At 38.6% G+C, this 25,057-nt stretch carries 29 protein-coding genes; 19 read left to right on the plus strand and 10 right to left on the minus strand.

From position 1 onward, the window contains the following. The 11 genes from ureB (at position 1) to JNG87_RS14450 (ending at position 10,993) form a co-directional block, all read left to right on the plus strand. On the plus strand, positions 1 to 369 hold the full coding sequence (ureB, locus tag JNG87_RS14400; RefSeq protein WP_034697259.1) for an urease subunit beta: 369 nt from the start codon (positions 1 to 3) through the stop codon (positions 367 to 369). A 1-nt stretch (position 370) separates the two neighbouring features. Next, positions 371 to 2,092, plus strand: a complete 1,722-nt coding sequence (gene ureC, locus JNG87_RS14405) for an urease subunit alpha (protein ID WP_202839027.1) — start codon at positions 371 to 373, stop codon at positions 2,090 to 2,092. A gap of 113 nt (positions 2,093 to 2,205) precedes the next feature. Further along, the gene (locus tag JNG87_RS14410) at positions 2,206 to 2,853 is read left to right on the plus strand and encodes a hypothetical protein (RefSeq protein WP_202839029.1); all 648 of its coding nucleotides are present in this window, start codon (positions 2,206 to 2,208) and stop codon (positions 2,851 to 2,853) included. After that, the gene (gene ureE / locus JNG87_RS14415) at positions 2,843 to 3,352 is read left to right on the plus strand and encodes an urease accessory protein UreE (RefSeq protein ID WP_062674602.1); all 510 of its coding nucleotides are present in this window, start codon (positions 2,843 to 2,845) and stop codon (positions 3,350 to 3,352) included. The genes JNG87_RS14410 and ureE overlap by 11 nt, the downstream gene beginning before the upstream one ends. Next, the gene (locus JNG87_RS14420) at positions 3,345 to 4,037 is read left to right on the plus strand and encodes an urease accessory protein UreF (protein ID WP_202839031.1); all 693 of its coding nucleotides are present in this window, start codon (positions 3,345 to 3,347) and stop codon (positions 4,035 to 4,037) included. Before ureE ends, JNG87_RS14420 begins: the two co-directional genes overlap by 8 nt. Before the next feature lie 124 nt (positions 4,038 to 4,161). Continuing rightward, positions 4,162 to 4,800, plus strand: a complete 639-nt coding sequence (ureG, locus tag JNG87_RS14425) for an urease accessory protein UreG (RefSeq protein WP_047094673.1) — start codon at positions 4,162 to 4,164, stop codon at positions 4,798 to 4,800. Beyond that, positions 4,801 to 5,589: an urease accessory protein UreD gene (locus tag JNG87_RS14430; protein ID WP_062674606.1), complete on the plus strand. Its 789-nt coding sequence runs from the start codon at positions 4,801 to 4,803 to the stop codon at positions 5,587 to 5,589. Positions 5,590 to 5,752: 163 nt separating this feature from the next. Continuing rightward, positions 5,753 to 6,454, plus strand: coding sequence for a hypothetical protein (locus JNG87_RS14435; RefSeq protein WP_123279482.1), 702 nt, complete (start codon positions 5,753 to 5,755; stop codon positions 6,452 to 6,454). 152 nt (positions 6,455 to 6,606) lie between these two features. Then, positions 6,607 to 7,494 carry an urea transporter gene (locus JNG87_RS14440; protein WP_202839033.1) on the plus strand — a complete coding sequence of 296 codons (888 nt, stop codon included), beginning with the start codon at positions 6,607 to 6,609 and terminating at the stop codon, positions 7,492 to 7,494. A 157-nt stretch (positions 7,495 to 7,651) separates the two neighbouring features. Next, complete coding sequence (locus JNG87_RS14445; protein ID WP_202839036.1) at positions 7,652 to 9,898, plus strand: TonB-dependent receptor; 2,247 nt, start codon at positions 7,652 to 7,654, stop codon at positions 9,896 to 9,898. 201 nt (positions 9,899 to 10,099) lie between these two features. Continuing rightward, positions 10,100 to 10,993, plus strand: a complete 894-nt coding sequence (locus JNG87_RS14450; RefSeq protein ID WP_202839038.1) for a helix-turn-helix domain-containing protein — start codon at positions 10,100 to 10,102, stop codon at positions 10,991 to 10,993. Between the two features lie 124 nt (positions 10,994 to 11,117). Here JNG87_RS14450 and JNG87_RS14455 read toward each other — a convergent pair whose 3' ends face one another. Both JNG87_RS14455 and JNG87_RS14460 read right to left on the minus strand, forming a co-directional pair. Then, positions 11,118 to 12,224: a DNA topoisomerase IB gene (locus tag JNG87_RS14455; RefSeq protein WP_202839040.1), complete on the minus strand. Its 1,107-nt coding sequence runs from the start codon at positions 12,222 to 12,224 to the stop codon at positions 11,118 to 11,120. 199 nt (positions 12,225 to 12,423) lie between these two features. Next, positions 12,424 to 12,861 (minus strand): DUF6526 family protein, encoded by a 438-nt coding sequence (locus JNG87_RS14460; protein ID WP_202839042.1) that lies wholly within the window; start codon positions 12,859 to 12,861, stop codon positions 12,424 to 12,426. Between the two features lie 215 nt (positions 12,862 to 13,076). On the opposite strand from JNG87_RS14460, the gene JNG87_RS14465 reads away from it, so the two are divergent. The 4 genes from JNG87_RS14465 (at position 13,077) to JNG87_RS14480 (ending at position 17,633) form a co-directional block, all read left to right on the plus strand. Further along, positions 13,077 to 14,846: an aminopeptidase P family protein gene (locus JNG87_RS14465; protein ID WP_202839044.1), complete on the plus strand. Its 1,770-nt coding sequence runs from the start codon at positions 13,077 to 13,079 to the stop codon at positions 14,844 to 14,846. 569 nt (positions 14,847 to 15,415) lie between these two features. Then, positions 15,416 to 15,982, plus strand: coding sequence for a Crp/Fnr family transcriptional regulator (locus JNG87_RS14470; RefSeq protein WP_137905255.1), 567 nt, complete (start codon positions 15,416 to 15,418; stop codon positions 15,980 to 15,982). 53 nt (positions 15,983 to 16,035) lie between these two features. Continuing rightward, a complete protein-coding gene (locus JNG87_RS14475) occupies positions 16,036 to 17,058 on the plus strand; it encodes a saccharopine dehydrogenase (RefSeq protein ID WP_202839046.1) in 1,023 nt (340 codons plus the stop codon). Further along, the gene (locus tag JNG87_RS14480) at positions 17,055 to 17,633 is read left to right on the plus strand and encodes an NAD(P)H-dependent oxidoreductase (RefSeq protein WP_202839048.1); all 579 of its coding nucleotides are present in this window, start codon (positions 17,055 to 17,057) and stop codon (positions 17,631 to 17,633) included. Before JNG87_RS14475 ends, JNG87_RS14480 begins: the two co-directional genes overlap by 4 nt. A gap of 114 nt (positions 17,634 to 17,747) precedes the next feature. On the opposite strand, the gene JNG87_RS14485 is transcribed toward JNG87_RS14480, so the two are convergent. From JNG87_RS14485 to JNG87_RS14495, 3 genes are all read right to left on the minus strand, one after another. Continuing rightward, positions 17,748 to 18,470 (minus strand): siderophore-interacting protein, encoded by a 723-nt coding sequence (locus JNG87_RS14485; protein ID WP_202839050.1) that lies wholly within the window; start codon positions 18,468 to 18,470, stop codon positions 17,748 to 17,750. Between the two features lie 90 nt (positions 18,471 to 18,560). Further along, positions 18,561 to 19,424: a helix-turn-helix domain-containing protein gene (locus JNG87_RS14490; RefSeq protein WP_202839052.1), complete on the minus strand. Its 864-nt coding sequence runs from the start codon at positions 19,422 to 19,424 to the stop codon at positions 18,561 to 18,563. 175 nt (positions 19,425 to 19,599) lie between these two features. After that, on the minus strand, positions 19,600 to 20,235 hold the full coding sequence (locus JNG87_RS14495; protein ID WP_202839054.1) for a LysE family translocator: 636 nt from the start codon (positions 20,233 to 20,235) through the stop codon (positions 19,600 to 19,602). A 201-nt stretch (positions 20,236 to 20,436) separates the two neighbouring features. On the opposite strand from JNG87_RS14495, the gene JNG87_RS14500 reads away from it, so the two are divergent. The 4 genes from JNG87_RS14500 to JNG87_RS14515 all read left to right on the plus strand — a co-directional run bounded on the left by JNG87_RS14500 (position 20,437) and on the right by JNG87_RS14515 (position 23,190). Next, entirely contained in the window at positions 20,437 to 21,150 is a 714-nt protein-coding gene (locus JNG87_RS14500; protein WP_202839056.1) for a hypothetical protein, read from the plus strand. 94 nt (positions 21,151 to 21,244) lie between these two features. Further along, positions 21,245 to 21,781 (plus strand): hypothetical protein, encoded by a 537-nt coding sequence (locus JNG87_RS14505; RefSeq protein WP_202839058.1) that lies wholly within the window; start codon positions 21,245 to 21,247, stop codon positions 21,779 to 21,781. A gap of 149 nt (positions 21,782 to 21,930) precedes the next feature. Then, positions 21,931 to 22,500 carry a sensor histidine kinase gene (locus JNG87_RS14510; RefSeq protein WP_202839060.1) on the plus strand — a complete coding sequence of 190 codons (570 nt, stop codon included), beginning with the start codon at positions 21,931 to 21,933 and terminating at the stop codon, positions 22,498 to 22,500. A gap of 9 nt (positions 22,501 to 22,509) precedes the next feature. Further along, positions 22,510 to 23,190: a response regulator transcription factor gene (locus tag JNG87_RS14515; RefSeq protein WP_202839062.1), complete on the plus strand. Its 681-nt coding sequence runs from the start codon at positions 22,510 to 22,512 to the stop codon at positions 23,188 to 23,190. A gap of 66 nt (positions 23,191 to 23,256) precedes the next feature. On the opposite strand, the gene JNG87_RS14520 is transcribed toward JNG87_RS14515, so the two are convergent. The 5 genes from JNG87_RS14520 to JNG87_RS14540 form a co-directional block, all read right to left on the minus strand. Then, complete coding sequence (locus tag JNG87_RS14520; protein WP_034697228.1) at positions 23,257 to 23,520, minus strand: RebB family R body protein; 264 nt, start codon at positions 23,518 to 23,520, stop codon at positions 23,257 to 23,259. 84 nt (positions 23,521 to 23,604) lie between these two features. After that, the gene (locus JNG87_RS14525; RefSeq protein ID WP_238349595.1) at positions 23,605 to 23,862 is read right to left on the minus strand and encodes a RebB family R body protein; all 258 of its coding nucleotides are present in this window, start codon (positions 23,860 to 23,862) and stop codon (positions 23,605 to 23,607) included. An 83-nt stretch (positions 23,863 to 23,945) separates the two neighbouring features. After that, positions 23,946 to 24,203, minus strand: a complete 258-nt coding sequence (locus tag JNG87_RS14530; RefSeq protein WP_238349596.1) for a RebB family R body protein — start codon at positions 24,201 to 24,203, stop codon at positions 23,946 to 23,948. A 77-nt stretch (positions 24,204 to 24,280) separates the two neighbouring features. Then, positions 24,281 to 24,538 carry a RebB family R body protein gene (locus JNG87_RS14535; protein ID WP_034697223.1) on the minus strand — a complete coding sequence of 86 codons (258 nt, stop codon included), beginning with the start codon at positions 24,536 to 24,538 and terminating at the stop codon, positions 24,281 to 24,283. A 74-nt stretch (positions 24,539 to 24,612) separates the two neighbouring features. Further along, entirely contained in the window at positions 24,613 to 24,870 is a 258-nt protein-coding gene (locus tag JNG87_RS14540; protein ID WP_110011409.1) for a RebB family R body protein, read from the minus strand. Positions 24,871 to 25,057 lie beyond the last annotated feature (187 nt).

A 25,057-nucleotide genomic window follows, 5' to 3' on the forward strand; every position in this document is an offset into this window, starting at 1 on the left:
ATGATACCAGGAGAAATTTTTGTAAAAGAAGGAACAATTATCTGCAATGAAGGCAGAGAAACTGTAAAAATAAAAGTAACCAATACCGGAGACAGGCCTATTCAGGTAGGTTCACACTTCCATTTTTTTGAAGTTAATAAAGCGATGAGCTTTGACCGCGAAAAAGCTTTCGGAAAGAGACTGAATATTGTAGCAAGTACTGCAGTACGTTTTGAGCCGGGAGAAGAAAAAGAAGTGGAATTGGTAGAAATAGGAGGAACCAAAAAAGCAATGGGCTTCAATAATCTTGTCGATGGGCAGGTAGATTCTGAAGAACAGAAAAAAGTAAGCCTTGCAAAAGTTGAAGAGTTAAACTTTAAAAATCATTAAGATGAGCTTACACGTAGACAGAAAACAATACGCCAATATATTAGGTCCTACAGCGGGAGATAAAATCAGGCTGGGAGACACTGAAATTATTATTGAAATCGAAAAAGATTTCACTCATTTTGGTGACGAAGCCGTTTTCGGCGGAGGAAAAACCGTTCGTGACGGGATGGGACAGAATGTCACGGCCAAAAGAGACGAAGGCGTTCTGGATCTTTGTATCACAGGAGCGGTAATTATTGACCATTGGGGAATTGTAAAAGGAGATATCGGAATCAAAGACGGAAAGATCGTAGGAATCGGAAAAGCCGGAAATCCTGATACGATGGACGGTGTAACACCTAATATGATCATCGGCGCCTCAACGGAAGTTCACGGAGGGAAAGGATATATTGTAACTGCCGGAGGAATTGACACCCACATTCACTACATCTGCCCTCAACAGATTGAAACATCTCTTTACAGCGGAATCACCACAATGATTGGTGGTGGTACAGGCCCCAATGACGGAACCAATGCTACAACAGTTACTCCCGGAAGATTCAATATGCAGAAAATGCTGGAAGCAGCAGAAGAATATCCTATGAATCTTGGTTTCTTCGGAAAAGGAAACTGTTCCGCTGAAGAACCCATTGAAGAGCAGGTGAAAGCAGGTGCTTTGGGAGTGAAAATCCATGAAGATTGGGGAGCAACTCCTGCAACCATTGATGCAGCATTGAAAGTAGCCGATAAATATGACGTTCAGGTGGCCATCCACACAGATACTCTGAATGAAGGAGGGTTTCTGGAAGATACCATGAGAGCCATCAACGGAAGGGTAATCCATACTTTCCACACAGAAGGAGCAGGCGGAGGCCACGCGCCGGACATTATTAAAGCTGCTATGTATCCGAATGTATTGCCGGCCTCAACAAATCCTACGCGCCCTTACACCGTAAATACAATTGATGAGCACCTGGATATGCTGATGGTTTGCCATCATTTGAGTAAAAACATTCCTGAAGATGTAGCATTTGCAGATTCACGTATCCGTCCTGAAACCATTGCAGCAGAAGATATCCTTCATGATATGGGCGTTTTCAGTATCATGAGTTCAGACTCTCAGGCGATGGGAAGACCAGGAGAAGTGATTACCAGAACATGGCAGACGGCAAGTAAAATGAAAGAGCAGAGAGGTGATCTTACTGAAGATAAAGACAGTGGAAATGACAATTACCGTGCAAAAAGATATGTAGCGAAGTATACCATCAACCCGGCTATAGCGCACGGTATTTCAGAATATGTAGGATCTGTTGAAGAAGGAAAATTAGCGGATTTGGTGATCTGGAAACCAGCCTTATTTGGAGTAAAACCGGAAATGATTGTAAAAGGAGGATTTGTTATTGCTGCTAAAATGGGAGATCCTAATGCTTCTATTCCAACACCTCAGCCTATTATTTACAGAAATATGTTTGGAGCCCATGGAAAAGCTAAGTTTGGTACTTGTGCGAACTTTGTTTCTCAGATTTCTATTGACAATGGAACCATTGCTTCTTACAAACTTGAAAAAATGATTCTTCCGGTGAAAAACTGTAGAAATATTGATAAAAAAGACCTTATCCATAATGATAAGACACCTTTAATTGAAGTGAATCCTGAAAACTATAAAGTAACGGTAGACGGAGAATACATCACTTGTGAACCGGCAGAAACACTTCCTTTAACACAGTTGTATTACTTGTTCTAAGATAAATTTTACAAATAAACCTAACAGGTTTCAAAAACCTGTTAGGTTTATTTAACAACAAAAAAAAGATTTATCAGACTCTATTGTAAAACAATTATAGAACTAAGTGTAAAATGAAATATTTAAATAAAACAGTTGTTTCTCTTGCGATAGCCGGAATGTCATTACTTTCCGGTAATGTAAGTGCCCAGTTTTTGGGCGGACACAGGCTTAAAAGTGATGAAGACGGACCAAAAGGGCAGTTTATGGTGTACGGTTCATTAGACTATTCAAAACTTACAACACCATCAAGCAGCAGCAGTACCGTTTCCAGTGCACCGCTTGGAGTAGGGTACTTCGTCAATAATAATGACCTTATCGGAGTTAATTATGCTTACTCGCAGAATACAGTGGATCACAATGTAGTTTACAAGCAAAATGAAGCAGGAATCTGGTATAGTCCTTCAGTAATGCTTGGAAAATATTTTATGTTGATTGGTCAAGTGGATGCCCACTATGTTTGGGGACAGCAGCTTTCAACAGCAGCGGATGCCATGCAGAATTTTAACGGATTCCGTCTTCGTGCCTATCCTTTGATCGGAATCGTATTAGGAGGAGGCTGGGCACTGAAATTCAAATTCGCAGAACTTTCAATGCTTCAGACCAAAACAAAAGAAGAAGGCTGGACGAAAAGCTACGTAGCAGGAATCAGCGGTTCAACATTCGGGGTGGGAATCTCCAAAAACTTAGACTTCAGAAAAAAAAACAAAAATGATCATTAATCAAATCATAGGCAATCTTGCTGAAAATCCTACGGAGAAAGCCATAGACTATCTTGATCTGGAATGGTTTGAAACCACCAAAAGAATCCAGCGTAAAAAAACCAGACAGGGAATTGATGTTGCCATCAAATTTCTAAGAGAAGGACAACGATTACGTGAAGGTGATATTCTTTTTGAGGATGCCGAAAAAATAATTGCAATCAACGTTCTGGAAACGGAAGCTATTGTGATGTCACCAGTTTCACTGCTGGAAATGGGAACTGTATGTTATGAGATCGGGAACAAACATATTCCGCTTTTTATTCAGAATGACAAAGTTTTGCTCCCTTTTGAAATGCCGATGTTCAGATGGCTGGAAGCAAGTGGTTTCAAACCGGAGAAACAATCTGTGAAACTGCTTAATCTTCTTAAATCTAATGTAGAGCCTCATGGACATGGAAGTCTCGGCTCCACAATCTTTACAAAAATCTTAAAAATGGCGGCTCCGAAAGATGAATAATATAAATTTCCTGTCAGGATTGCTTCACCTTGCAGATCCTACACTTCCCATCGGAGGATATACCCATTCCAACGGACTTGAAACGTATGTGCAGGAAAGCATTGTACATGATCTGGCAACCGCGAAAGAATTTGTACAGAACATGCTTCAGTACAACCTTAAATTCAATGACGGCGCTTTTGTAAAACTTGCTTATGAAGCAGCAGAAAAGGGAGATTTGCAGCAGCTTTTAGAACTGGATAATGAATGTAAGGCGATAAAATGTCCAAAGGAAATCCGCCAGGCCAGCCAGAAACTGGGTCTCAGACTGATTAAAATATTCAAAAGAAGAGAAAATTCTCCTTTAATGGAAGCTTTTGAGAAAGCCATTCAGCATAAAGAAGCTAATTCCCACTACTGTATTGTGTTCGGAGTGTATGCTTATTTAATGAAAATTCCTTTGTACGAAGCCCTTTTAGGATTTTATTACACTTCGGTTGCCGGGATGATTACCAACGCTGTAAAGCTTGTTCCTCTTGGACAGCTGGATGGACAGGATATTTTATTTTCACTCTATCCCGTCATGGAAAAAACAGCTTTAGAAACTATAGATCTGGACAGAGACATGGTGGGACTTTGTAATACGGCCTTTGATATCAGATGTATGCAGCATGAGAGGCTTTATTCAAGACTTTATATGTCGTAGAAGGTGAAAGGTAAAAGAGCAAATTGACGAATTGCCCATTGAGTGAAACGCCCTTGCGATCGAAAAATATTCACAATCAAAAAAACTTAGCGCATATAGCGTTAAAAAATAAAATTTAAATAAAATGGAAAACAGAAAATATATAAAAGTAGGAGTAGCAGGACCTGTAGGTTCAGGAAAAACTGCATTGTTGGAACGTTTAAGCAGAAAATTATTCGGGACTTATGATCTTGGAGTCATCACGAATGATATTTATACCAAAGAAGATGCTGAATTTATGGCGAAAAATAGTCTTCTTCCTCATGACAGAATTATCGGAGTAGAAACAGGAGGCTGCCCTCATACCGCCATTCGTGAAGATGCAAGTATGAACCTTGAAGCGGTAGACGAACTGGCAGCACGTTTTCCGGAAATCGAACTGGTTTTGATTGAAAGTGGAGGTGATAACCTTTCAGCGACATTCAGCCCGGACCTTGCAGATGTTACCATCTTTATCATCGACGTCGCAGAAGGAGAAAAAATCCCTAGAAAAGGAGGTCCTGGTATTACAAGATCAGATTTACTGATCATCAATAAAATTGATCTTGCCCCTTACGTAGGTGCCAGCCTTGAAGTGATGGAAAATGATGCCCGAAGAATGAGAAAAGGAAATCCTTTCGTGTTCACCAACCTCAAAACAGATGAAGGACTGGATAAAGTAATAGGTTGGATTAAAAAATATGCCCTTTTAGAAGAAATTGAAGAACCGAATTTGGTAAGATAAATGGATAGTCATTTAAAAATTATTGCAGGATTTAAGGGAGGAGAATCCTATGTGAAAGACCTTTATGTCTCGCTTCCTTTCAGAGTAGTTTCTGTTGGGCAACGAAAAAGTGACAAAAAGCTCTATCAGATGGTGATGAGCTCCTCTCCGGGAATTCTGGATGGAGATCACTATCATTTGGATGTTGCGCTTGAAAAAGGAGCTGCGCTTCAGTTGCAGTCACAATCCTACCAAAGGCTTTTCAACATGCAGAACAAAGCGCTTCAGGAACTCAATGTTTCTATGGAGGATGAAACTTCTTTCGCTTATGTTCCTCATCCGATTGTTCCTCACGAGGATTCCAACTTTAAAAGTAAAGCCAATATTCATGTTGGTAAAAACAGTCAGATCATCATCAGCGAGATTATTACCTGTGGGAGAAAACATTATGGAGAAGTTTTTAAACTGAAACGTTTTCAGAATATCATGGAAATCTATCATAACAACAAGCTTGTGGTGAAAGATAACGTTCTGATTCAACCTGACATGATCCCGATCAGCAGCATCGGAAATCTGGAACAGTATACGCACCAGGGAACTCTGATCTTCTATAGTACAAAGGAAAATGTAGACAAAAATGGATTGATTGAAGAGATTGTTGAAGCCGCCGCACAGCACCATGAGCAAATGGAAGTAGGGGTTTCTGCAATGGATGAAAATGGTTTTGTAGTAAGAGCTTTGGGACATGGAGGAGAGTTGATGTACAACTTCTTCCTGCATATTCAGGAGATTCTCTGGTCGTTGGAGTAAAAAGAGGTCCTTGTCAAGGTTCAACCTCATGATGATTCGTCTACAAAATTTGAAAGAAGCATATTCAATAGAAGCGGGCTTTAGACCGCTTAACAAAAAGAAATCTTCCATTGGCTTCAGTCAAAACTTAATAAAGAATCTGAAATAACAGAATTAATAAAAAATGGATAGTACAGTTTGGGCACTTCTTGTAAGCGCCGTTTCAATAAGTTTTATACACACCGCTTCAGGGCCGGATCATTACCTGCCTTTCATAGTGATCTCAAAATCTAAGAAGTGGAGCGGCATGAAAACAGCCATATTAACGGTTGTCTGCGGTTTCGGACACGTATTCAGTTCCCTGATTTTAGGTTTTATCGGTGTTTTCCTCGGATGGCAGCTGAATAAAATCTCCTGGTTTCAGGATATGAGAGGGAATTTCTCAGGATGGGCACTGCTGATCTTTGGCGGTGTTTACCTTGTGTACGGCCTCATCCAGGCGATCAGAAACAAACCGCATAAGCATTTTGATGTAATGGGTGATGATGTGTACGTATACGAACATAACCACAGCGAAATCGTAATGCCTCAAAAAAGAATAAAGGTAACACCGCTTGTCCTGTTCATGATTTTCGTGATGGGACCAAGTGAACCTTTGATCCCCCTATTATTTTATTCAGGAGTAAAACATTCCATGTCTGAAATTGTTGTCCTGGTAACTTCTTTCACAGCAACAACAGTGTTGACCATGCTTGGAATGGTTCTTTTGGGACGCTATGGGTACTCAACACTATTCAATACCGAAAAACTTGAAAGATATATGGGGGTAGTAAGTGGAGCAGTAGTAACTGTGTGCGGTGTGGGAATGGTCTTTCTTGGATGGTAAAGGGGTTTCGTGTTTCGGGATTCGAGTGGGAGAGTTTGAGGGTAAGAGAGTTTTGATGTGGATTCCGAAACCCGCACCTCGCAACCCGCAACGAAAAACAACCCGCAACGAAAAACAAACAACAACCCCATTATTAATAAATTAAAAAAACTATGAACGAATTTTTCAAAAAGCTACCTTTTTTAGACCATATTTTAAAAGGAATCGGGCAGATTATGCTCCAGGAAAACAGATGGACCGGGCTTCTGTTTCTGATAGGAATCTTTATAGGAAGCTGGCAGTGTGGAGTGGCCGTATTGCTTTCAACAGCAGCCGGAACTTTTATCGCAATGAAGCTTAATTATGACAAATCTGAAATCAATGCGGGACTTTATGGTTTCAGTGCAGCTCTTGTAGGGGTAGCATTGGCATTTCTATTTGAGACAACCTTGCTGATCTGGATTTTAATAGTTTTGGGCGGTGCATTGGCGGCTGTTATTCAGCATTTCTTTATCCAAAAGAAAATACCGGTGTTTACTTTTCCTTTTATCATTATTACATGGATATTGGTATTTGTACTCCATCATTTTACCAATATTCCGCCTTCTGAAATGCTAAGCAGTGAAGTGGTTCCTTCAGAATATGATGACTTTCTTACCTGTACCAATGGCTTTGGGGAAGTGATATTTCAGGGAGGAGTGCTTTCCGGGATTATTTTCTTTCTGGCGGTTTTTATTAGCTCTCCGATAGCTGCTTTATATGGATTGGCAGCGTCTATTTTGGGTGCGGGATTATCACAGTTGAATGGCGAACCCATCAAAGAAATCCACATGGGATTATTTGGATTTAATGCTGTGCTTTCCGCAATTGTTTTTTCCGGAGTCAAAAAAACGGATGGTTTATGGGTATTGATCGCCGTTCTCATTACCATTGCCATTGATGATCTTTTAATAGACAATCACTGCCTGGATATAGTGGGCGGAGTATTTACTTTCCCATTTGTAGCCGGAACATGGATTACACTTTTGATTCAAAAAATATTTCTTAAAACAAAAAAATAAAAAGTTGGAGAGTCTTAGAGTTTAAGAGTGAGAAAGTTCAATGTTTAAGGTTTTTTCATAATGATTGACAATTCACTTGCGAAGCAAAATTCACCATTGATATTCCTCTAACTTCTAACCTCTGGTTTCTAAAATCAAAATATAATTAAACTAAAAAATGAAAATAACAAAAATAGCAGCCGTATTTCTGGTTATGGCATTCAGTGGAAAAATGATGGCGCAGGAAACAGAAAAACAGTTGCTGATAAAAGATGCAGATGACAAATTTCCCATTGCCGATGCTTTGGTAAAATATGACCACGGAAACAGCCATATCCACACAGGAACAGACGGAACATTTTCCATTCCTGTAAAATCTCTTCCCGATACCCTTGTGGTCAGCCGTCAGGGATATGATGAGGTAAAATGGGTCGTGACCAATGATGATGATAAAAATAAAGTTATTTTTTTACAGCATAAGCCCTTTCAGATTTCTGAAGTAGCCATCAATCACAGTTCATTTCTGTCTGCTATTACCAAGGTTGATCTGAATAAATTTCCGGTAAATTCAGCGCAGGATCTGTTGAGGAAAGTTCCAGGATTATTTATTGCACAGCATGCCGGAGGAGGAAAAGCAGAACAGCTTTTTTTAAGAGGATTTGATGCGGATCATGGTACCGATGTAAGCGTCAATGTAGACGGAATGCCTGTGAACATTGTTTCTCACGCCCACGGTCAGGGATATTCTGATTTACATTTTGTGATTCCTGAAACAGTAAACAATATCGATTTTGGAAAAGGAGCCTATTACATGGACCGTGGGGACTTTAATACCGCTGGTTATGTTGATTTTCAGACCTACAATGGCTTGAAAAACAGTATGATTAAACTGGAAGGAGGTTCTTTCAACTCCAAAAGAGTATTGGGAATGTTCAATATTCTGCATGATGATCTTGGTAGAAAGAATGCGTATGTGGCAGCGGAATACAACTATACCGACGGACCTTTTGATGTAAAACAGAATTTTAACAGGGTTAATATCTTCGGTAAATACAATCAATGGCTGACTGACAAAGATTACTTCAATATCCAGTTTTCAACATTTAATTCTTCCTGGAATGCTTCCGGACAGATTCCGGAACGTGCTGTAGACGAAGGAATCATTGGCCGATGGGGAAGTATAGATCCTACTGAAGGTGGGAAAACTTCCAGAACAAACCTCCAGATGAACTTTAAGCACATTATTTCTCCTTCCGAGCAGATTGATGCGATGGCTTTTTATTCAAAATACAATTTCAACCTGTATTCCGATTTTACCTTTAATTTAAAGGATAAAGAGCATGGAGACGAAATTCAGCAGACGGATGGAAGAAATATTTACGGTGCTGAAGTAAAGTATACAAAGACTTTTTCTTTTGCCAACAGCTCTTTAAACTGGACTTCAGGAATCGGACTAAGAAATGATGATATCAATACCTTACAGCTTAATCACGTTTATCACAGAGACCTTCTGCTGGACAGACTATCCGATGTGACAGGAACGGAAACCAATCTTCATGCCTATTCAGGATTGATATGGAAGACAGGAAAATGGACCATCAATCCAGCTTTGAGAGTGGATCATTTTATCTTTAATATGCACAATCTCCTGGATGTGGAGCAATTACCTTCCGGACAGTCGAAAGAAGCAACAAGACTGAGTCCCAAACTGAATTTTTCCTATGCTCAGAATGACAATGTCATGTGGTTCCTGAAAACAGGAATGGGTTTCCACTCCAATGACCTAAGAGTAGTAGTTCCCAATAAGAACGAAAATACTCTTCCGTACTCCATCGGAGCGGATTTTGGGGTAAGATTACACCCGTTCAAATCCTTGATCATTACTCCGGCATTATGGTATATGGATCTTCAGCAGGAATTTGTGTATGTAGGAGATGATGCAGTAGTAGAACCTTCCGGAAAATCAAGACGTTTCGGGGCTGATCTTGGTGTTCGTTTCCAGCCATTGGAAAATTTTTACCTGAATGCAGATATCAATTATTCCCACGCCAGATTTACCGAAGAAGAAAAAGGCCAGGACTACGTTCCGCTGGCTCCGGTAGTTACCAGTACCGGATCTGTCAACTGGGATTTCCTGAATGGTTTTTCTCTGGGACTTCAGTACAGATATCTGGGAGCAAGACCCGCTGTTGAGGATAACAGCATCAGAACGAAAGCCTATTTTGTGAATGATTTGATGCTTTCTTATAACCGTCAGAAATGGGGAGCGAATATTCAGATGAACAACCTTTTCAATGTAAAATGGAATGAAGCTCAGTTTGCCACAGAAACGCAGTTAAAAGGAGAAGCAGAACCCATTACAGATCTTACTTATACACCAGGAAGTCCTTTTGGAGTGAGAGTAGGAGTGTATTATAAGTTCTAAACATGAGAGTGGGAGAGTGGGAGAGTAGTAGAGTGAGAGGGTGAGAGAGTTTGAGAGTAGAAGGATTGAAGAGAGTAAATTATGGGTTTCGGGATACGTGTTTCGGGATCTTTACTATTTACACTTTAGCTTTTTCACTCTTTTACTTACCTCCTTTGCTTTAAAATATTTTGTATAACTTTAAATAATCATAACAAGGATATGGAAGTACTATCCAATTTTCAATATAAAAAGCTTTTTCTGCCGAATATTACGGATAAGATATTGGCTAATAATGCTGATATACAGCTGTATCGGATAGAAAATTATCTTAAAGGTATTCTGATGCCGGTGATTCCGTATCGTACAACGTTCAATTTTATTATTTTCGTTACCAATGGCCATATCCGACAGTATCTTGAAAATAAAGAATATCATGCTGAAAAAGGAGGCGTGATCTTTATCAAACAAGGGACAATTACCGCAACCGTAGAGCTGTCAGACGATATTGAAGGTTTCTTCCTTGCTTATGAAAATAATATTCTATCTGAACAGGAACTGCCAAAACATAAAAGCAGTATCTTTTTCATGACCCCTTTCCTGAATCTGGACAGCTTAACCTACGGAACCATCACACAGCTTCTTCCGATAATGGAACAGGAATTATGGTTGAATAATTTGAATATCAATGATGTAGTGGTAACAATGCTTCATTTGATTCTGATCAAAATGCTGAGCACAGATTCTGATACCCATCACAAATCTGCAACACGCCCCATGGAACTGTCTCTTCAGTTCCGTGATCTTTTGTTTAAATATCATGTAGGAGAAAAAAGAGTGGCTTTTTATGCTGATAAACTGTCCGTTACGGAAAGTTATCTTAATAAGTGTGTAAAAGGAGTAACTCAAAAATCTCCAAAACAATGGATCAATGAGATTGATATCAATTACAGCAAAGCATTGCTTCACTCCAGTAAAGATATTGCAGAAATTGCCTATGAACTGAATTTCCATACCGCATCCCATTTTACCCAGCTTTTCAAAAAAATTGCAGGAATCACCCCGAAGGAATACAGGATTCAGTTTTTGAATAACAGTAGGATTTCAGTGTCATAAGGCTGGAAGCGGGAAGTCAGATGCTGGAAGTATTGAAGCAGGGTAAACAAAATGAATCGAAAGTTCAGAAGTTGTTTTTAAGAGTTTCAGAACTTCCATCTCCCAGCTTCCATTCTTCCATCTTCTACATTCTCTCGTTTTCCAGAATTTTCAAAACCAGCCTTTCCTCTTTCGTCAGATCTGCTTTTCCGTCATTTTCTTCTATGACTTCCAGTTCGTCAAGATATTTTTTGATCGTATTATTCTCGTAAAGGTTGATGACTAAAGGATGAACATAATACTTTCTGCAGACAGCCGATGTATTTCCCAGGTTTTCTGCCACGATGTCCAGGGCTTCTTTTACCTTCTTTTTATATTCAGTGTCATTTTCCGCATACCCGATTTCTTTAAAAGCGATCAGAGCACTTACGGTTCCGGACCATGTTCTGAAATCCTTAGCGGTAAAATCTTCACCACTGATCTCTTTAATATAGTCGTTCACCATCCCGGAATCGACGGAATGGCGGTTTCCTTCATCATCAAAATACTGAAAAAGCTCTTTCCCGGGAATATCCTTGCATTTCTGAATAAGCCTTGCCAGCCTTGGACTCCTGAGGTCGATTTGATGCATGACACCTTTCTTCCCTTTAAAAGAAAAAGAAATTTTTTGTCCTTTTACCTTTACATGTTTATCCTTTAATGTGGTCAGACCAAAAGAACCGTATAATTTTTCATATACGTTATTCCCGATACGGATATTGGTTCTTTGCATAAGGCTTACAATTAAGGCAAGGATTTTTCGTTTCTCAAAATTTCTCAGGGCAAGATCCTGTTCTATATGCAGACGGATGTCCGGTAATGCATATCCGAACTGAAGCATTCTGTAAAATTTTGTATGATTTCTTAAAGCACTCCACAGAGGGTGGTAGCGGTACTGTTTTCTTTTTTTTACATCGAAACCCGTGGCCTGAAGATGGCCATTGTCAAGAGCACAGATCCATACATTTTCCCACGCAGGCGGAATCACCAGTTTATTGATCCGGGTAATTTCGTCTTTATCCTTTATTTTTTCTCCGTCTTTATAATAGGAGTATTTCTTCCCGGTTTTCTTACGGGTAATTCCGGCGGTTTCCGCATCGGTGGTATATACGAGATGTACCGCCTTTGCAGAAGCTTCCGGATCCTTCATTATTTTAACAATTTTTGAAGGCTTAAGGTGAGAAATGATCTCCAAATCTGTATTCTTCTCCATAAAACATGGTTAAGAGTTTTTACCCCTCGAAAAAATCAGTAAAATAATCCCTACTATCACACAGACTAAGATTATTCCCCACCACATTCCTGCCTTAAAAATCGTTTCTACGGCTTCACAACTTGTTAATGTCAGTATACTTAACAGTATAATACTGTAAAAGCTCCATTTTTTCATAGGTATATATTTTGTTGGTGTGTTAAATTCTGAGTCGGTCAGCTCTCCATTTTTTGATAGACCTTTTAATTTCGTCTCCTGAGATGTTTTCATGAAGTGCTCTGTATAAAAGCTCTTTGAATTCATCATCATACGTAAATCTCAATGCAGCAATCTGATCGAATTTCAGTTTTTCAGCAGTTTCATCAGACCTTTTATTGAAGATCTCAAAATAACGCTGTTTAAATTCCAGTATAACCAACCGGTTTTGAAGTCCCAGCGCATAATGCTGCCTTGTCATAAATGCCAGATAAAAAAGCAAAAAAATCACGACAGAAAACAGTATCCAGATCAGCTGATTTCCGGGGTCATCCCAGATTTTGTAAATTCCTAAAATCTCCAATATCATAAGCAATGGAAGATAAATGAAATGATGTGGCGGATAAAATTTCCTGTGGTTATTGTAGTTTTGCTGTTTCATGCAATAAAATGTAGCAATAATCTTTCCAAAAATTTATTATTTTGATAATATGGTAGTTTTTTTTACTTGAAAATGGTTTATTTTGTTAAATGTGTTCAGTTGTTCGATTTTTTTCAGAACACTTTAAGAATAAAGAATTATTAAGCAAAATAGCCGGTAGATTTACCTTCAGACATCAAATTTTTTGTAACTTTCGGTGGTTAAAAATAAAAAGAATGACTTCAAAGGAAAAAGTTGCTGCGCTTCGTGAAGAAATGCAGAAAAATAATGTTGATGCATTTATAGTATATTCTGCAGACCCGCATATGAGCGAGTACCTTCCCGAAGAATGGCAGGAGAGAGCATGGCTTTCCGGCTTCTTAGGTTCTGCTGGTTTTGTGGTAATTACCAAAGATAAAGGCGGACTTTGGACAGACGGAAGATACTTTACACAAGCTGCCTTAGAGCTGGAAGGTTCCGGAATTGATCTTTTCAAAGATGGAATGGAAGGAACTCCCAATTATATCGACTGGATTATTTCAGAAATTCCTGCAGGCGGTAAAGTGGCGGTAAATGCTGTTGCAGCCTCTCATGCCAACTGGGAACTGCTTTCTCAAAAACTCAACTCCAAAAATATTACGCTGTCAGATATTCCGCTTTTAAAAGAAGTATGGAAAGACAGAGGAACTCCATCTGCTAATCCTATCTTTGTTCATCCGGTTGAAAGAGCCGGTAAATCAGTATCCGATAAAATTGCTGCGATCCGTCAGAAAATGGAAGAGCAGGAAGCTACCGTACACATTATCTCAAGTCTTGATGATGTGGCATGGACACTGAACCTGAGAGGAAGTGATGTAGAAAGCAATCCTGTATTCTTAGGATACATTGTGATTACTAAAAATGATGCTGTTCTGTTCACAGGATTAGAGAAAATGGAAGTGGCTGCAAGAAAACAAATGGATGATTCCTTTGTAAAAATGATGCCTTACGAAGAATTCTACAATTATCTGAAAACTTTCAAAAACGAAAAAGTTTTGGTTTCTCCGAACAGCAACCAACAGATTTTTGAAACATTAAAATCAGACAATCAGTTTATCAAAGCTCCGGTTCCCGGCAACCTGATGAAAGCTCAGAAAAACGAAGCTGAGCTGAATGGTTTCAGAACAGTAATGGTAAGAGACGGAGTAGCAATGGTGAAATTCCTTTACTGGCTAACGCACAATGCAGGAAAAGAAGCCATGAATGAATATTCTATCGGGCAGAAACTGAAAGGATTCCGTGCAGAAGGTGAAAACTTTGTCGGAGAAAGCTTTGGTTCTATCGTTGGATATAAAGATAACGGTGCTATCATGCACTATTCTGCTAAAAAAGAAGGTAGTAAAGAAGTGACCAATGAGGAAACAATTCTGGTAGATTCAGGAGGCCAGTACCTTGAAGGAACTACAGATATTACGAGAACTTTTGCCTTAGGAACCCCTTCGGAAGAGTTTAAAAGAAATTCAACATTGGTGTTACAGGGACTGATCCGTTTATCAATGGTGAAATTCCCGAAAGGAACAAAAGGAGTACACCTGGATGCTATTGCCAGACTACCGCTATGGATGGAAGGAAAAGACTTCAACCACGGTACAGGACATGGGGTAGGAAGTTTCATGAACGTTCACGAAGGACCGCAGAATATCAGAAAAGATCTGAACCCTCAGGAGCTTCTTCCGGGAATGGTATGTTCAAATGAACCTGGTTACTATCTTGAAGGACACTATGGAATTCGTCATGAAAACCTGATTGCAGTAAAAGAAGCAGAGAAAACAATTCACGGAACATTCTATGAATTTGAAACATTAACATTCTGTCCGTTCTTCAAAGATACAGTAGTGAAAGAGATGCTTTCAGAAAGCGAAATCGCATGGCTGAATGGTTACCATAAAACTTGTGAAGAAAAGCTTGCTCCACACCTGGATGGAGAAGTAAAAGAATGGTTCCTTCAACTGGTAAGCCCTCTTTAATAAAGATTCAAAGGTGAAAGCAGATGTCAATCATCACTTTAAACCTTAACCCCTGAACTTTAAACTGAATATTGTTAGATAAACCAAAAGTCCTGTAAGGTATTTCCTTCAGGGCTTTTCTTTTTATACAACCGTATTTTTACGGATATAATTACAGGGATTCTACTGACGGATAAAAACAAGGCCTGCCCTATATTTGTATCAACAAAACATCATTCATATCTTCATAAATAACTCAAGTAAATTCAAAACGGTAGATCATCTCGTCCTGAGATGATTTTTTTTGTTTTCAATGGGAATCAGCCGGATCTATTTGATTTAAAATATTCAAACTGATTGATATAAAAACGCAAAGAAACTATTAGAACATCTTATTCTTAAGAGGGCTAAGGCTTCAACAAAGTCGCTGATGAAGCTATATGGCTATGTATGAGCTTAGAATGAATCAATGAAATTGATCCCGTCTTTGCCCTCTTTACATTAAAACTCTGCAAAAATTAAAACTTTGCGTTGATAAACAACATTGCCTCCATCTTTTTATTTATTTTCGCTGAAACTTATTTGATATCATGGAACGTGACTATTTCCGAAGCTTTAATCTGTTTTCAGAAAATGAAATTGAAGAATTTCTGAAGCATTCCGAATTCAGGCATATCAGCAAAAATGATTATTTCATACAGGAAGGAGAGCTTTGCAAGGAAGTAGGATTGGTGAAGTCCGGTATCTTCCGTTCCTTTTACACCTCTGATGAAGGAAAAGATATGACGTATTGTTTCCGGTTTCCCAATCATATGATCGCCGCCTATTCGTCATTTGTTTCCGGATGCCCAAGCAAAGAAAGTATGCAGGCTATTACTGATGCTGAGTTGATTATTCTTAAAAAAGATGCGGTAGATGAACTGGTTCAGAACAGTCTTAACTGGACAAAGTTTTTAAAAATCATTGCAGAACAGGAATATCTTGAACTGGAATCACGTTTTTTTCAGCTGCAAAGAGACAGCGCAGCCCAGCGTTATCAAACACTGTTAAAGAATCATCCTGATTATATTCAAAACATTCCATTGCAGTATCTGGCTTCCTACCTTGGCATTACCCAACGTCACCTGAGCCGCATCAGAAAGGAAATTTCTTTTTAGACATTTGTCCTGTTTATTGAAACAGCAGCGCTCTACTTTTGTCAAAAAAAGTTATGGAGCAAAATATTCTGATAATTGGTGGAAATGGATTGGTTGGAAAAACAATTTCCCGGATCCTGATATCAAGAAATCCTCATCTTACTGTTTTTATCGGAGGGAGAAAAGGTGGAAAAACAGATAAAGACCTGAAGATCGACGTTACAGATCCTTCCTCGTTTAAAGTGATCTCAGAGAAAAAAATACATCTCATTATCCTTTCCGTGAATGATAAAGAAGATCATGTACTTCGTTTTGCGATTGATCACCACATAGACTATCTGGATATTACAAAACCTACTCCGGCTTTGGTGAAGGCTTATGAAATTGCCGGTAAATCAGATGTTAACAGCAGAATTGTTTTCAGTTCAGGCTGGATGGGTGGTATTGTCCCTGGATTAGTCAATACCTTGTCAGATTCCGGTGATATTAATGAGGTGAAACTGTTTGTCTACTATTCTGTAAAAGATCTGGCAGGAGAGAGTTCTGCTCACTTTATGGCAGAAAATGTAGCCGTTCCTTTTGTGCATTATAAGAATGACAAACCGGTTTCTATCAGACATTTTTTAGATACAGAAGTTTTTAATTTTTCCTTTGGAATCGGGAAGAGAAGCGCCTATAATTTTGATGTGCCCGACTTGTATATTCTCAACAAAGTGGAAAGAATTTCCGATGTGAGTGTGAAAATGACCTACAACTCAAAATTCATAACCTGGCTGCTGGGAGCATTTCAATATTTAAGAATCTACAATATTCTGTCTTTAAAAGAAAGAAAAATGATTTTTGGATCCAGCGGTAACGGAGATCAGGCGGTCTTTGAAATTGTAGTCGATGATCCGTCAGGACAAAAGAGACTGAGTTTGCAGAGTGAAAAAGGACAGGCAGAATTAACCGCTTTATCTGCTGTTCTGCACACCGAAGAACTGTTGAGAAATCCTCATGAAAACAAGGTGTATTTCAGCCATCAGCTGCATGAGCCTTTATCATTAATGGAACAGCTTAATGCCTACGATTCTATCAATATTAATGTGAAATCATGAAAAAAATAGCCATTATCAATGGGCATCCCAATAAAGATTCCTTCAATTTTGGGGTAACAGAAGCTTACAGGTTGGGAGCCTCAGAAACAGGAGCAGAAGTGCGGGAAATTGTAATACGGGATCTCAACTTTAATCCCAATTTACAGTTTGGATATCAGAAAAGAATGGAGCTTGAGCCGGATCTGATCAAAGCCTGGGAAATTATTCAGTGGGCAGATCATCTCGTTTGGGTACATCCGGTTTGGTGGGGAGGATTTCCTGCCTTGATGAAAGGATTTATAGACCGTCTTTTTTTACCGGGAATGGCCTATAAATATCGTGAAAATTCTGTGTGGTGGGACAAGCTTTTAAAAGGTAAAACAGCCCACATTATTACCACATTAGACCAACCTGGATGGTATTACCGTCTGTTTTTTGGCAGACCCAGTGTCAATCAGCTTAAAAAATCCATACTTGAATACTGTGGGGTAAAACCGGTGAAAGTGACTTATGTAGGTATTATCAGGAATTCTAAAGAGGAGCAACGGTCTCAATGGCTTAGTAAGGTGAGGGAATTAGGAAAGAAGTATAAATAATTTGCACCTTATTTTTTGGGTAACGGAAAATGATAACTTTATCTGGTAATAATGGTGTTTTATTAGCAGATAAAGTTTCATTATTAAAGTAGAAACACTTTTGTTGATCCATTTTTACAGTCCTTTTTTCCCTTCAATCCAGTAGGCTTGTGATTTGATACATTTTGGTGATACGCCTCTGGCTTTAAGGAATTTTCTGATCAGAGACATTCGTCCTCCGTTTCCTGTGAGATAAAAAATAACCTCATCATCAGAGATGGATTCTTTTTCTTCCAGCAGAAAATCATTCAAAGCTTCAATCATTCTCATGGTATTGTTTTTAGGACAGTGATAGCCATATAAGCTGAGCTTTTCAAGAGCAGAGCAATCATCAAGCTCATGAAGGCAAATAAATAAAGAACCGGATTCCTCCACCGCTTCCTTGATCGAAAGAGAACTTCCCAATGATGTTTCATCTCCCAGAGAGAAATGAATCCGGGCACCTGGAGTAAAGAATTGTTTTCCTCTGGGCATTAAAAGTTTTATGGAATCTCCTTTTGTCAGTCCGGTTACAAAATGACTTCCTGCAGCAGACCTGTCATGCAAATGAAACAAAACATCAAAAGTTCCTGCTTCTTTGTTAAAATTAAAAGGAGAATAATTCCTGAAATCCCTGTCGTTGATTCTTATTCCAATGGCATAGGCAGGTTCATAAGGAACATTCTCTAATTCTGTTTCAAAGCGTATCAGTCGAAGATCATTGGTGATCTGTTCTATATGGTTAACGGTGCATTCTTTGAATTTTGAGGACCAGACATTTTCTACGGTGTCATTGATCCATTTTGGTAGGCTCGGCATAAATCATTTTTATTGCAAAGGACGTTGCAAAATCAGAAAATACCGATAGCGGTTTCGGGGAATTAATTGGATTATTCGTGGTTGATGATCTTATTGATGCCGTCCTCTGAATTCTGATGGAGATTGATCTTCAAGTTTGGAAAATAAACGGCTGAAATAGGTATGATCACTGTATCCCAGTTCATAAGCTACTTCTTTTACACTCAGATTGGTAAAGACCAGCAATCTTTTGGCTTCGATTAAAATTTCCTGATGAATCCAGTGTTGTGCAGGCTTTCCTGTGACCTCACGAACCGTTTCCGTTAAATATCCTCTTGTAATGTTCAAAATTTCTGCATATTCTGATGGACTTTTCATGGTTTTGAAATTTTTCCGGACAAGAGTCCTGAATGCTCTGGTTAATTGTAAAGCACGGTTTTCCTCTGAAGCCGGAGAAGTACTTTTCTGAGAATACAACTGGGCAAACATTCCGAGAAAGGCATTAAGCAGTGATTGAACAATGAGAAATCCTTCTTTAGTGGAAAGCATTTCGTTCGTATATGAAGCATGAAGTAGGCCGGCTGTCGTATTGAGGTTTTTGACAAGGTTCTTATCCACAGACAGCGGCTGTATTTCACCCAAAGATTCATCAAAAAAAGAACGAACTGTATCCGGAACAAGTTCTGCTTTTACTGCTACAAACCATCCGCAGACCTCTTTCATAAGAAGTCCCTGATGTACCTGTCCCGGCAATACACAGAAAATAGTGGATTCTTTGGCTTCAATAGTTTTAAAGTCAACCATCATTCTCACATGACCGCTCTCCATACAGGTGAAAATATAATGACTGTCCCGGTGTATACCTTTGCCCAGAAGAATATCCCCAGAATCATAAGGCTGTTTATCCATCCTTTTGATATGGAACTGATGGTGGGTGATACCATTTAAATCATAGGTGGGAATGGTCTGTTTCATCTTTAAACCTGTTGTGATGAGGATAATACGGAACAGCAAAATTACGTATTTTCACGGTTTTACATCCCGGATTTTAATCTCAAATTCGCGGTGCATAATCATGATGCTTTCTTTAAGTCAGATTTTATATGAATATACACCGGAATTCGGAACAGAAGGAAACCTGTTCCGGATTTTATTTTGCTTTTGAAAATGCCATTTTTATGGCTAAATAAGTTAATACGCTGGCCATAAACCATTTCTGGACCTTTATCCACACCGGATTATTGGAAAAGAATACAGCAACTTTTGCAGCTGTTAATACAATGATAAAGTTGATGCTGAAGCTGATCAGAACCTGAATGATCCCTAGTTCCAGACTTTGGGTCAATATTGAGCCATACTCTGGTTTGATGAACTGAGGAAAGAAAGACAGGTAAAAAACAGCCACTTTCGGATTCAGTACATTCGTTAAAAAACCAATGGTGAAAAGCTTTTTGGGACTATCATGAGCACCATTTTTATCAACATCAAAAATATTTCTGCTTTTGGGCTTGATAGCCTGATAAGCAAGATATAAAAGATAGACTGTTCCCAGGGTTTTAAGAACGGTATAAGCGAGTGGAACAGCCAGTAAAACAGCGGTAAGACCAAATGAAACCATGATGATATGGAATAAAAATCCACATACGACTCCGGCTAATGAGATAAATCCGGACTTTTTCCCTTGTGTTATCGACTTTGATATCAGATAAATCATATTAGGACCGGGGCTGATGACTAAAATGAGTGCGGCTAGAATAAAAAATATAAGCTCGTGAAATGGAATCATGTTAGTACATATTTAAAGGGATTTCCGGTACAAAGATAAGTGGTGTTTCCGGTTTAATTTTATTAGAGATAGAAGAAAAAGTATTTTTTTCTCAAATTATATTTTATTTTCCACCTGAATGTGATTTAAAAAATAGATCAGTCTGTTTTTTTTGTAAATTTCAACTCATAAAATAATTATCATTCACAAATAAATATTATCATGACTACTGAAAACATCTTTGAAGCTATCAGAAAATGGAAAAATCTTATTGATTCTTACAAAATTGGAATTGATACCAATGGAGCAGAAATTTTGAATTATTTGAATCAGGGAAACCACTTCAGTGTTTCAGGCGAAGACATTGAACTATGGAAAAAAAATCTGGGAACCACGGAACCCCAAATGATTCATGCCTATGTGGGTATTCATGAAGGTAAGCTGAAATTTTTCCTGATCGATTCTAAAAGTGATAAAGATGCTCATTTCAATACCATTCTTGTTAAAGATTTCTTAGTAGAATTCAGTGAATCAAAAATAGAAAGCAGCAATGATATGGTGATAGATGTTCCTCCCATTACTGCTGAATCAGCCATTAACCGTAACTTCAGATGGAATATGTTCGGAACTTCCTGGCTGCAGGCCCAGAAAACAGAAGATATTTTTCAATTGATTTCCATTCCGTTTTCAGATTATAAAAATATTGGAATTACCGCAGGACAGACCTGCACCAGCTTCTTCGGGCTTACTGATGATCTGGAAAAAAAAGATTCTGATTTCCCTTATCATATCGAAATCATTACTGTGAAAAGCCTGGCGGTAAATCATATGAGCGAGACCGCTGAAAATTATTCCACCCCAAGACCTCCCTTTACTATTATTGATACTCTTAATGATTATCAACTTCTGAAGCAAAGCACCCGTGTTTTCGTATAACAGCTTATCCCTGTATCTGCAAATTATAATTAATCTCGTCCTATGTACCGGATTGATTGTATTGATAAAGGAAGAGATCAAAACAAAACTTCCCGTGATTATACTTCTCTCAGGGGAACTGATGCTGGAGTTGTCGGATTTAACAGGCCGGCTGATGAAATTAAATACACTCAATACTTATAATTATATATTGAGCCAGTTTTTTGGTTTGATGATCCTTACTGTGATTTACAGCAATTATTATATCCGGCTTTCCCGTCAGTTAAGATGGATAATTTATGGTTATGCTGTACTGGTGTTGATGACTAATGTGTTGTATGTTCAGAATGATACAAAGGTTACTTTTTATTTCAACATTATCACCAGTATTATTATTTGTAGTTATGCAGCCTCTTATTTTATGAAAATTATCAGGGAAGGTAGGGTAAACAGAGATCTGTTTATTGTGAATATCATCGTTTTTCTGTTTTTCTCTATAGAATGTATCATCTCCACTACCTTTAATTTCTTAATCAGCAATCATCTGAACTGGGTAGCTCCTGTCTGGCTTTTTAGAGGCATTCTGCTATTGTCTTTTTATCTTGCTTTTATTAATCTGGGATGGGGCGTTGGGAAAATCAGGATCAGATAGTTCTATGGATTTGGATTGGTATTGGACTGTTTTTTTTAACAACATTATTCATTACATTATTGGTAATTAATTACTTGAAAAGTATAAAGAAAAACAAACAGAAAGTCTCAAAGCTGGTTCGGAACACCCAAAAAGAATATCGGGAAAACATGCTGCTTTTACAGGAACAGGACAGAGAAAGGCTGGCCGAAGAACTTCATGATAATATTATCTCACAATTGAATCTTATCCGTTTGAGTATCAATGATAAAAAACCGGAAGAACTGAATCATGATTTAAAAAAATCCATGCAGTTCATACGGGAATTATCTCATAATCTCACGCCGCCAGATCTTGATGAGGTGGACCTGGTAGATTTAATTGCAGATTATCTTGATCAGATCGATAAAAATATAGAGGTCGTTTTCAGTCATATGACGATCAGAACTCCGATCAGCAACCCTGTAAAACTCAATCTTTTCAGAATTGTTCAGGAACTGATCACCAATATTTTAAAACATGCTGAAGCTACCAGAGTAGATGTCTCACTGAGAATCTCTCTGAACTATTTAATATTAACCATAGAGGATAACGGCCGTGGGTTCGCTATTGAAAACCAGTCAGGAGGGATCGGGCTGAAGAATATTCAGTCCAGAGCTCAAAAAATTAAAGCCATCTATAAACTTAAAACCCAGCCTGAAAAAGGCACAAAATTCATTGCCTGTATGGCAATACAATAAAAAATAAACATGGAACACTCAAAAATTAAAATCGGAATTGTAGATGATGATCTGCTGTTTGTACAGCTTTTGAAAAATTATATTGAAAACAATGGAGATTATCAGGTTGTACTTACCTCAACGGGAGGATATCAGTTTCTTAAAGAAAAGGATTCTGTTTCTTTAGATATCCTGATTCTGGATCTGAGAATGAGCAACGGTGACGGTCTTGAAGTAATGGCCGAACTGGCTCAAAAAGAAAGTGAAACAAAAATCATTGTTCTTACCAGCTTCTACCGCTGCTCATTCATGGGGCAGATGCTGAAGCTGGGAGCGCATGCTTTTTTGCCTAAAGAAATTGAACTGGAGGAATTATTATCCGTTATGAAGTCGGTTTATCATACAGGACATTACTTTTCCAATGATCAGATCGATGTCATGAGAACCCAGCTTTCCAATAAACTTCCGGAGTTTCACGCGTTCTCCAGAAATGAACTGACAGAGAGGGAAGTTGATGTTTTAAGACTGGTCTGCCAGCAGCTGAGCACCAAAGAAATTGCAGATTCTCTGTTTATTTCACCCAAAACAGTAGAAACCCACAAGACCAATCTCATGATCAAAACCGGCGTGAAAAATATGGCCGGACTTGTCATTTATGCCGTACAGAATAAGGTAATAGATCCGGATGAAATTATATTGTTCGATAAATAGTCTGATCCAAAAAGAATCAGGGAGCACTTCAAAGTACTCCCTGATCACAAGAAATCTAAAAAAACACTATAATTTAGGATGTAATATTTTAGCAATAGAAACGGCATCTGCCACTGTATCCAGGCTGTAGATCTGGATAACACCCTGTGTAGTGGCTGCCTGACCTAAGATGTTCTGCTGGTTTTGTGCATTCACTGCATTTTCAAACATAATTCCTGTAGAATGTGCTGCAGATTGATACACGTTGGCTAGTGCCATTGCAGGAGATTCTCCTACTACTTTTACGTTGGATTGCGTTACCGCGTCTGTGATTTGTTCGTTTACTGGCATAATGATTATTGTTTATTTGGGTTAAAAACAACCGGAATTCCCGGTTGTTCGGATAATGGTATTTAAGCTATTCGCAAAAACAAATTAAGGATTAAGGATTTTAGCGATTGAAACTGCATCTGCCACAGTATCCAGGCTGTAAATCTGAGCAATACCCTGTGTAGTCGCCGCCTGAGTAACAATGTTTTGCTGGTTCTGGGTATTCACTGCATTTTCAAACAGGATTCCTGTAGAATGGGCCGCTGATTGATATACGTTGGCCGTCGCCATTGCAGGAGATTCTGCTACTACTTTTACGTTGGATTGCGTTACCGCGTCTGTGATTTGTTCGTTTACTGGCATAATGATTATTGTTTATTTGGGTTAAAATTACCGGGTTTTCCGGCTGTTCGGATAATTGATTATAATAGTTTCGTAAAAAGTGATTACGGTTTAAGGATTTTAGCAATAGAAACCGCATCTGCTATCGTATCCAGACTGTAAATTTGAGTTACTCCCTGTGTAGTCGCTGCCTGGGTAACAATATTTTGCTGGTTTTGAGTGTTGATTGCATTTTCAAACATAATTCCTGTAGAATGTGCTGCTGACTGATATACGTTACTTAGAGCCATTGCAGGAGATTCTGCTACTACTTTTACGTTGGATTGCGTTACTGCGTCTGTGATTTTTTCGTTTACTGGCATAATGATTATTGTTTATTTTGATTAAAATTACCGGGTTTTCCGGCGGGTTAATTTATTTTGCGGTAGGCAAAATCTGATTAAGGTTTAAGAATTTTAGCAATAGAAAGCGCATCAGCGATGGTATCTTTGCTGTAGATTTGAGTTACACCCTGTGTAGTGGCTGCCTGGGTAACAATATTATGCTGATTTTGAGCGTTGGTCGCATTTTCAAACATAATTCCTGTAGAATGTGCAGCAGATTGATACACATTACTTAACGCCATTGCAGGAGATTCTGCCACTACTTTTACGTTAGACTGCGTTACCGCGTCTGTGATTTGTTCATTAACTGGCATAATGATGATTTATTGGGTTAAAAACAACCGGGCTTTCCGGCTGAGATGATTATTTTTATCAAAAAGTTTAAAAATTAAGGCTTAAGAATCTTAGCCATAGATACTGCGTCTGCTACAGTGTCCAGGCTATAGATCTGCAGGATTCCCTGAGTGGTTGCCGCCTGGCCTAAAATATTCTGCTGATTTTGCGTGTTTACCGCATTTTCAAACATGATTCCTGTAGAATGGGCTGCAGATTGATACACGTTGGCTAGTGCCATTGCAGGAGATTCTCCTACTACTTTTACGTTCGATTGTGTTACTGCGTCTGTGATTTGTTCATTAACTGGCATAATTGTAATTGTTTTTTTGAGATCGGATCTCGGTTAATAAATTATTGAGATAAACTAGTTTATGTCTGGGTTTTAAACTCACCACAGATCCTGCAGATCAATGCGTTTCAAAAACATTGGTATAGACAGGTTATGAATAAATTGGCTCTGAAGGGTGGCTCTGAATACAATGGCAGAAACCCCTGTC

Origin of the sequence: Chryseobacterium cucumeris (assembly GCF_016775705.1) — a bacterium.
Taxonomy (GTDB): Bacteria; Bacteroidota; Bacteroidia; order Flavobacteriales; family Weeksellaceae; genus Chryseobacterium; species Chryseobacterium cupriresistens.